The following is an 8,965-nucleotide window of genomic DNA, read 5'->3' on the forward strand; positions in this document are numbered from 1 at the left end:
GGGAGGCCGTGACCCCCTCGGGAAGCCGTGACACAGCGGGCCCTGCCCAGCATTGTCCACCGTAACGGCGCCGGGGTCAGCCAAGCTCTCTAGTTGGCCATGGTCGGACCAACCGTCAACCAGGCAGTATGTTGATCAGCTTGGCTGTCCGTCAGCTCCCGTGTCAGTTCAGGTGTCGGTTCGCCCGTCAGTTCGTCCTGGTGTTGGTCAGGTGCAGCCCGATGTATCCGACGTAGATCCGGCCGCTGCCGGAGCAGTCGTCCAGGTAGTGCAGCCGGGGAGCTGTCCGCCCACCGCCGATCCGCAGGTGCGCGCCCATGAACGCGCGCCGCGAGGAGTCGACGCACTCCGGCACCGGGAGCATCCGCTCGCGCTTCCACTTGGTGTGGCTCTCGACCGTACGGGACTCACCCCGGACCGCCTTGCGCGGCGGGAAGCGGTGGCACCCGGGCGGGGTGTGCTCGCACCACTGCTTGAAGTCGCCGTGGGCCTCGCCGCGCACGGCGGCAGCCGCGTACTCCTGAAGAGCCGTCAGCCCCTCCCAGGCCAGCCGGGCCCAGCCGGCACCCGAGCACTGGCCGTCCAGCGCGAGCGCCTCCTTCTGATCTCCGGTGAACTCCAGCAGCGGGAACTCGCGGAAGCGGCCGACCAGCTCACCGAAGTTGGCGGGCGCGCCGTCCTCGTCCGCCCGGGCCTCGGCCGCCAGCCGCGTCCGGTCCACCGCCTCTGGGCCGGCCACGGTGCAGAGCCGGCCGGTCAGCACCCGGACCTGAGCGCTGACGTGTCGCAGCGCCGCGTACTGCTCGTCGTTCTCGGCCAGCAGCCGGTACTCGCGGCGGCGCGAGCGGTAGAGACTGTGCCGGACCCGCTGGAGCTCGTCCGCCCGGAGCTGGTGGTCGGCCAGATCGGTGGCCTCGGGCCGGCTCCGCTGCGCGGCAAGCCCGGGGCCGGTTCCGGGGCCGCGCTTGGGCTCGGGCGGCACCTGCAGGACCGGGACGGCGGCGAGCAGCGGCGGCAGCGGGAGTTCAGCCGCCGCGCGGCGGGGCTCACGGGCGATCAGGGATGCCGCCCGGCGGACATCCTCCTCGATCCGGTGACGGGGCATCACCGGATGCCTGGTGCCGTCGTAACGGGAGGCCGGGTCGACCTCGGGCAGGTAGGTGCGGACGGCGCCGCCGTACACCTTGTGATACTCCAGCGCGACGTTGAACAGCGGCAGCGCCGCGTGATCCAGCACGTACAGCATGGCCAGCCCGGTGAGGTGGCGCATCAGCGGGTGGGCCAGGTCGGCCAGCCAGGTTTCGAGCGAAGCGGCGGGCGGCACGCTCGCCACCACCGTCGGGAGGCGGCGCTCGGGGTCGCACAACTCGTCGATCAGCGCGTCCACCCCGGCCGGAGTGACGAGCCGGGGCACCGGACTAACGACGGCGGGCCCGTCGGTGGCGTCGAGCAGGGCGAGCAGGGTGCGGGCCAGATCGGGCACGGGGACCCGGCCGGACGGTCGGACGCCGGAGCCGGCAGGGAGGTGTTCGGCCTCCAGACGGACCCAGGTCCGCTCGTCCGGTGCGGCGGGCGTGCTGGAGGAGGTGCTCGATGGCGTGCCGGGGAGGGTGGGAGCCACGGACTGTGCGGTGGCGATCGTGACTGTCAGCTGGTGGGTGCCGTGCGGGACCGGAGTCCGGAGGCGGCGGCGGGTGTAATGCCCGGCCCGGGCCGGGCTCTCCTGCGAGGGGACTTCGGCCAGTGGGCCGCTGTCACGGTCGAGCAGGACGCGTGCGCCGAGGCGGAGCCGCTCCGCACCAGGGGTCTGGGCGGCGGACGGGGGCTCCTCGCAGCCCTCCTGCTTCAGCCAGGCGGTCAGCAGTTGATCTGCGAGGGCGACCACGTCCTGGTGCGGCCCGGTGGTGGCAACCGTCATCCGGTAGGGCGCCGATGGGCCGAACCTGGCCAGGGCGTCGTGTGGTTGCTCTTTGAACGGGGTGTGCTCCGGAGTCATGCGAGGTACCTCCCGTGGTGCGGCGGTGGGGTCTGGATTCCTCCATCGATGGGTCGGTCGTCCGGCTCCGCCCGGCAGCTGCCGGGTGTGGATCCTTGACGGGAAAACGCAAGAGCCCGGAGTGGAAGTTCCAACTCCGGGCATGGTTAATTCGTTCGAGTGTCATCCAGGCTTCGCACAACCGCAAGTACGGCGGTACGGAGTATGGGCGCAGCCGAGTACGGGCGCAGCGGAGTACGGCTGCGGCGGACTACGGGCGCAGCGGACCACGGAGTCGATGAGCTCGGGAGTGGACGGACCTGGGAGTCAACGGCTCCACTGCGGTGCGGGGGCGTCCACGGCGAGCTGACTGCCTTCGGGCACGTCGTACGACGCCGCCAGCACCACCGGCACGGTCCCCAGGTTGCGCCCGATGTGCACGTGCTCCGGTCCGGCCTCCTCGACCAGGCCGTCACCGGGACTGCTGACCACGACCGATCCGTCCGCCAGCGTGCGGGTCAGCGTGCCGGAGAGGACCATCACCTGGACCCGTCCGGGGTGGTAGTGCCAGCCAGTGCTGGCACCTGGTGCGAGCGTGATGGTCTGGACTACGGGCATCTCGGGCTTCCGGCTCCTGGGTCGACGGCGGCCCAAGGGTATCGAGCCACCCGGGCGCACCGGAATACGCTCGAAATACTTCAGGTGAACTGGCCGGAACATTGCCCGACCTGTCGGCCTTGCGGCTAAAATTCGCCGCTGCACCCTGCCTGCCCGTACTCAGACGGGCACCTCGACGTACGTGCGGCCCGCCGCCACCGCCTCGGCGCCACCGCCGGTCGCCTCGGCCAGCCAGGTGTGAAACGCCGTCACCTCCGGCTCCGGCACCCCGACCTCGATCCGGACCCCGGCGGGCTCGTACGCCAGCCCTCGCACCACGTAGCCCGCCGCCCGCAGATCATTCTCCAACCGTCCGGCCTTGGTGTGGTCGGCGGACACCGCCAACAGCGCGACCGGCCGGCGCTCCAGCAACCCTACGGCGTCCACCGCCTCGGACACCGCGCTCCCGTACGCCCGGACCAGCCCGCCCGCGCCCAGCTTGATACCACCGAAGTACCGGGTGACCACCGCGACGGTGTCGGTCAGCCCACGGCGCCGCAGCACCTCCAGCATCGGGACCCCCGCCGTACCACCGGGTTCGCCGTCGTCGTTCGAACGTTCGCGCGGGTTCGCACCGCCGACCACGAAGGCGGTGCAGTTGTGCCGGGCGTCCCAGTACTGCTTCCGGGTGCTCGCGATGAAGACCTGCGCCTCCTCCTCGTCGGCGACCCGGGCGAGATGACAGATGAACCGCGACTTCTTGATCTCGATCTCGTGGCTGCCGGAGCCCCGAATGGTCAGGTACGGCTTCGCGCTCGGCTCCGACATGGCGCTGTGACTCTCCAAACAGGAAAAGCTGGCGGGGTCTTGATCGACCCCGCCAGCTTAGACCGGCCGCCCACGGGCGCCCGGCGAGGCTTTCGTCAGCGGCCGGCCAGGGCGTCGAGCTGCTTGCGGTCCAGGCCGGTGAGCTCGGTGACCTCGGCCGGGTCGACCGCTCCGCAGTCGAGGCCGCGCAGCAGGTAACCGCTGAGCGCCTTGGCGGTCGCGGGCTCGTCCATCACGTCACCGCCGGCCTTGGCGACGTATGCGGCCAACCGGGCGGCGGCGGCCCGCAGACCCTCCCGGTAGAAGGTGTACACGGCGACGTACCGGGTCGGCATGTGCGCCGGGTGCATGTCCCAGCCCTGGTAGTACGCGCGGGCCAGCGAGCGGCGGACCAGGTCGTGGTGCAGCTTCCAGGCAGCGTGCACCTGCTGGGTCGAACCGGTCGGGATCACGTTGGTCGAGCCGTCCGACAGTCGTACTCCGGTACCGGCCGCAGCCACCTGCATCACGGCCTTCGCGTGATCCGCGACGGGGTGGTCCATGCTCTGGTACGCGGCGCTGACGCCGCAGGAGGCGCTGTAGTCGAAGGTGCCGTAGTGCAGGCCGGTGGCCCGGCCGTCGGCGGCCTCGATCATCCGGGCCACGGTCGCCCGGCCGTCGGGGCCGAGGATCGCCTGGGTGGTCTCGATCTGGATCTCGAAGCCGATCCGCTTCGCCGGTAGCCCGGCCCGCTGCTCGAAGTCCTCCAGCAGCCGGACCAGCGCGGTGACCTGCTCGACATACGTCACCTTGGGGAGCGTGAGGACCAGGCCGTCGGGCAGGCCGCCCGCCGCCACCAGGGTGGAGAGGAAGAGTTCGAGAGTGCGGATACCTCGGTCGCGGACCGCCGCCTCCATGCACTTGATCCGGATGCCGATGTACGGCGGCGCGGTACCGTCCGCCACAGCGGTGGACACCAGGCGGGCCGCACGGACGGCGGCGGCGTCCTCCTCCGCGTCCGGGCGCGGGCCGTAACCGTCCTCGAAGTCGATCCGCAGGTCCTCGATCGGCTCACGCTCCAGCTTGGCGCGGACCCGGGCGTGGACGTCGGTGAGCAGCTCGTCCACCGGGACACCGAGGGCGAGGGCCAGCTCCGCCGGGGTACCCGCGTGGGTGTCGAAGGCCGCCAGGGCTTCACGGCCCCAGGTCCGCACGGTGTCGGCGTCGAAGGCGTCGGCCGGGACGTAGACGGTGTGGACCGGCTGCCGGGTGCTCGGCTCACCCGGGTACCGGCGGGCCAGCTCGGCGTCGACCGGCGCGAGCAGCGCGTCCACGGCGGTCCGGGCGGCACTCGAGAACGATGCTCCGCCCTCGGACTTGCTACCGCCCACCTCGACCTGCGACATCCGGACTCCTCCACGGTGCAGCTATTCAACAGATTGTTGATGTGAAGGTAGTCGCGGCGGTCGGGAGGCGTCAATGCCCGCCCACGGGCCGGACCGGTCAGCAGGGCCCGGGCATGGGTCCCCGGTCCGCCCAACCGCAGTCCCGCCTCAGCCCCGCCTCAGGGCGACTCAGTCCCGCCCGGAGGCGGCGTATCGCTCCTGCAGCTTCGGCCAGATCTTCTCCAGCTCGGCCGGGTTGACCGAGCCGTCGGGGCGGGAGCCGACCATCCCGAAGTCCCTGGTGAGGTGTTCGGCGAGACGCTGCACATCGGGCTGGCCACCGTACTGGTCGATGTAGCCGAGCAGCGCCTCGAAGCAGACGTCCGCGTCGAGCGGCTCGACAGCCGCGCGGCGATCCACCTCCGGCCTGCCGTTCTGGCGAACCGGCACGCCTTCCTCGCCACCCTCGCCGATCACGTCGATCACGTCGCTGCCGTCCGGCCCGGCCACCGTACGAACTGACGCATCGTCAGAGTGTCCGAGCTGTTCGAGCCGGACCGGCCGCAGGCCGATCTGCGTCTGTACCGCCGCCGCGACCGGTACAGGCTTCGGCGCTGCCTGCGCACGGGCCGGGGTCGGGACCGGGGCCATTTCGGCGGGAGCCGGCCTCGGGACGCGCGGCGGCTTGAACCAGGGGGACGCCTGGCCGGGAACTCGCGCCGTGTTGGCCGCCTGCGCCTGCGGGGAATGAGCCGGGACGGCCCGGGCCAGCCACACATTCAGCTCGGGCTCCGACGGTGTCGGGGCAGTCTCTTCCTCGTGGGCCGGCTCCTGGGCGTCACGCCGCCGGACAGCCGCCAACTTCGCGAGCGTCGGCACCGCCACGGCCACGTCGACCGCCGCAGCCACCGGCGCCTGCGCCTGCACCTGTGCCTGCGCCTGCACCTGTACTGCGGGGCCGACCTGCGCGACGGCTTGGGCGACGGGCTGCACCAGCGGCTGGGCGCTGCTCTGCGCGAGTGGCTGCGCGACCGGCTGGGCCACGGACTGAGCGAGTTGCACGGTCTCCAGGGGGCCGTCGATCCGGTCCAGAATCGTCGGGTCGAGCGGCACGCCGTACTTGGCGAGCTTCAGCGGCAGGAGGGCCTGGAACGGAGCCGAGCGACGCCAGCCGCGCCCGTAGCGGAAGCGCAGCTGGGCCCGGTAGACGAGGCGGTTCTGCTCCAGCCGCACGGTCTCGTCGTACGACCGCAGCTCCCAGAGCTTCATCCGGCGCCAGAGCCGGAATGTCGGCACCGGCGAGAGCAGCCAGCGCATCATCCGCACCGACTCCATGTGCCGGTCGGCGGTGATCGCCGCGATCCGGCCGACGGCGTGCCGGGACGCCTCGACCACGACGACGAAGAGCACGGGGATGACCGCGTGCATCGCCATCCCGAGCGCGTCGCCCCAGGAGGCCGCCGCGTTGAATGCGATGGTGGAGGCCGTGAGGAGCCATGCGGTCTGCCGCAGCAGCGGGAAGGGTATCCGGAGCCAGGTCAGGACCAGGTCCAGCGCGAGCAGCACCACGATGCCCGCGTCCACCCCGATCGGGAAGGCGTAGGCGAAGGTGCCGAAGCCCTTGTGCAGGGCAAGCTCGCGCACGGCGTTGTAGGAACCCGCGAAACCGATGCCTGAGATGAGGCAGGCGCCGGCTGCGACCAGGCCGAGCAGGACTCGGTGGGCGCGGGTAAGGGATGGACGTGCCATTCGTTGATCAACCCCTGGGTTTCGGCTGCTGCCGTACGCGACCGTTGTGCTGCCGGGTCCACCCTTGCCGAAGCGCGGGATCACCGCACCATCGACCGTCTCGGCCCACCGGATATTACTCGCACACCGGTTTGAGTACTGCGTCAGCCTGGGGTTGCCGGACTACGCCGGAGCACCGTTGAGGTGCGCCAACACCGCCAGAACGCGGCGGTTGGCATCATCGGCGGGGATCAGCTCCAACTTCGTGAAGATATTGGCAATATGTTTGGCGACTGCACCGTCACTGATGGACAGTCGGGTCGTGATGGCCGAGTTGGAACATCCCTCGGCCATCAGCTCCAGCACCTCCCGCTCGCGGGGTGAGAGGCGCCGGAGAGGCTGCGAACGGGCGCGGCTCTGCATCAACTTGGCGATGACGTCCGGGTCCATCGCCGTACCACCGGCCGCCACTCGGCGAACCGCGTCGATGAACTGGTCCGCGTTGAACACCCTGTCCTTCAACAGATACCCGACTCCGCCCGTCCCGTCCGCCAACAACTCGCGCGCGTACAGCTGCTGGACGTGCTGCGACAGCACCAGGACGGGCAGGCCGGGGATCTGTCGACGTGCGGCCAGCGCCGCCTGCAGACCTTCGTCCGTCAACGTCGGTGGCAGCCGGACATCCACCACAGCCACATCGGGTCGGTGCTCAAGGAGGGCCTCCAACAGTTCGGGGCCGGTCTCGACCGCAGCCGCGATGGTGAATCCGTGCGCCTCCAGCAGACGGATCAAGCCTTCTCGGAGGAGGTAGAGGTCCTCGGCGAGGACAACGCGCACGGCAACTCCATGGTGATGGTCGTCGGGCCGCCCGGCGGGCTGCTGAGCGAGAGGACACCGTCGAAGGTACCCAGCCTACGTTCGATACCGCGCAGGCCACTGCCTCGCTCGGGCACTGCCCCGCCGCGCCCGTCATCCGTGACCGTGATCCGCAACTGCCCCGCGCGGAACAGGATGTCGACCCAGGCCAGCTGTGCTCCGGAGTGCTTGGCGACATTGGCCAGCAGCTCGCTGACGCAGAAGTACGCAGCCGACTCCACCGGAGCCTCCGGCCGCGCCGGCAGACTCACCGTCACCTCTGTGTTCAGCGCACTGTCCAGCGCCAGCTCCCGTACCGCGTCACCGAGCCCGCGCTCGGCCAGGACCGGCGGGTGGATACCTCGGACCAGATCACGCAACTCCTGGAGCGCCTTCGCCGACGACTCCCGTGCCTCGGCCAACAGCCGGCGGGCGGACGATGGGTCACTGTCCATCAGGTGTTCGATCGTCCCCAGCGTCATCCCGATCGCCACCAGGCGGGCCTGGGCACCATCGTGAAGATCCCGCTCGATCCGCCGGAGCTCGGCGACCTGGCTACCGACCGCCTCGGCGCGGGTGGTGGTGAGGTGTTCCACCCGCTGAGTCAGCCGGACCTTCTCCAGCTTGCCCGAAGCCTGGGGGTCGAGCGCCCGGTGCATCCACTCCCCGTAGGTCCGGAGCGCGTACGGTGCGACCGCCAGCCCACCGGCTGCGAGGCCCAGTGCGAAGAGGAGCTGCACGAACTGTCCGAAGATCACGGGAAGTTGGACGAAGAACATGCCACCGTGGGCGTAAATCGCCAGCAGTTGGGCAGCTGACATCGCCGCGCCGAAGGCCAGCAGCCCGAGGGTGGGGAGAGCCAGCAGTGCCGCCGCAACAGCGTTGCCCACCAGCCACCTGACATCCCGCCAGGTCTCCGGGTCGGCTGTCACCTCCCGCACGAAGAGCGCCGATTCGGCCGTCCGCTTCTGACGGTAGTACGAGTGCCCCGTCCACCAGTGCCCTCGCTCGTCCTGCGTCGGCGCGGGGATCACTCGGTACCGCTCCGGGATGACCAGCCCGAACCAGTCCCTCGCCCACCGCCGCGACCTGGCGGAGTGGGCCCGGCTCCACCAGAAGAAGGCAATCGGCCAGGCGATCGCGGCGCCGAGGCCAAGCAGGGTAACGGCCGGCCCTCCGCCCGGCCTCGTCAGCATCAGCACGGACACCACGGCCAAGAAGAACAGAACAACAGGCCCCAGCCCGGCCTGCAGCACAACCTGAAGGCATCGTCGTTGGGCCAGCAGGCCCGCCGCTGCCCGCTCTCGGTACTGCCCCGCCCAACGGGCAGCGGCCGGCAGGCTCTGACTCACCATGTGCACCTCTTCTACTTCAACTCGCGGTCGCTCTCGCCGGACATCAGTCTGTCCGGGCCGGCCGTTCGAAGCAGTAGCCCCTGGACCCAACTTGGGGTGGAGCTAGGACCACCCACTGGCCTGTACCTGTCGCCTTCATTCGCGCGCGCCAGATCGGGTCAATTTCCGTCCGGAAATGCAGAGAGCCCCCATCCGTTCCCGGATGGGGGCTCTCTGTGAATGATTGTTCGGCGGCGTCCTACTCTCCCACAGGGTCCCCCCTG

7 protein-coding genes are annotated in these 8,965 nt (G+C 70.5%); all 7 read right to left on the bottom strand.

Annotated features, from left to right (window positions below; all coding sequences use genetic code 11):
- Nucleotides 1-187: 187 nt before the first annotated feature.
- Nucleotides 188-1,996 (bottom strand): hypothetical protein, encoded by a 1,809-nt coding sequence (locus P3T29_RS26715; protein WP_280719199.1) that lies wholly within the window; start codon nt 1,994-1,996, stop codon nt 188-190.
- Nucleotides 1,997-2,302: 306 nt separating this feature from the next.
- Entirely contained in the window at nt 2,303-2,593 is a 291-nt protein-coding gene (locus tag P3T29_RS26720) for a cupin domain-containing protein (protein WP_280719200.1), read from the bottom strand.
- A gap of 159 nt (nt 2,594-2,752) precedes the next feature.
- A complete protein-coding gene (locus tag P3T29_RS26725) occupies nt 2,753-3,400 on the bottom strand; it encodes a YigZ family protein (protein ID WP_280719201.1) in 648 nt (215 codons plus the stop codon).
- A gap of 95 nt (nt 3,401-3,495) precedes the next feature.
- Complete coding sequence (locus P3T29_RS26730) at nt 3,496-4,785, bottom strand: aldolase/citrate lyase family protein (protein WP_280719202.1); 1,290 nt, start codon at nt 4,783-4,785, stop codon at nt 3,496-3,498.
- 168 nt (nt 4,786-4,953) lie between these two features.
- On the bottom strand, nt 4,954-6,513 hold the full coding sequence (locus P3T29_RS26735) for a DUF2637 domain-containing protein (protein ID WP_280719203.1): 1,560 nt from the start codon (nt 6,511-6,513) through the stop codon (nt 4,954-4,956).
- A 162-nt stretch (nt 6,514-6,675) separates the two neighbouring features.
- Nucleotides 6,676-7,329, bottom strand: coding sequence for a response regulator transcription factor (locus P3T29_RS26740; protein WP_280719204.1), 654 nt, complete (start codon nt 7,327-7,329; stop codon nt 6,676-6,678).
- Nucleotides 7,281-8,702, bottom strand: a complete 1,422-nt coding sequence (locus P3T29_RS26745) for a sensor histidine kinase (RefSeq protein WP_280719205.1) — start codon at nt 8,700-8,702, stop codon at nt 7,281-7,283. Before P3T29_RS26745 ends, P3T29_RS26740 begins: the two co-directional genes overlap by 49 nt.
- Nucleotides 8,703-8,965: the final 263 nt, after the last annotated feature.

It is taken from the genome of Kitasatospora sp. MAP5-34 (assembly GCF_029894335.1).
Taxonomy (GTDB): Bacteria; Actinomycetota; Actinomycetes; order Streptomycetales; family Streptomycetaceae; genus Kitasatospora.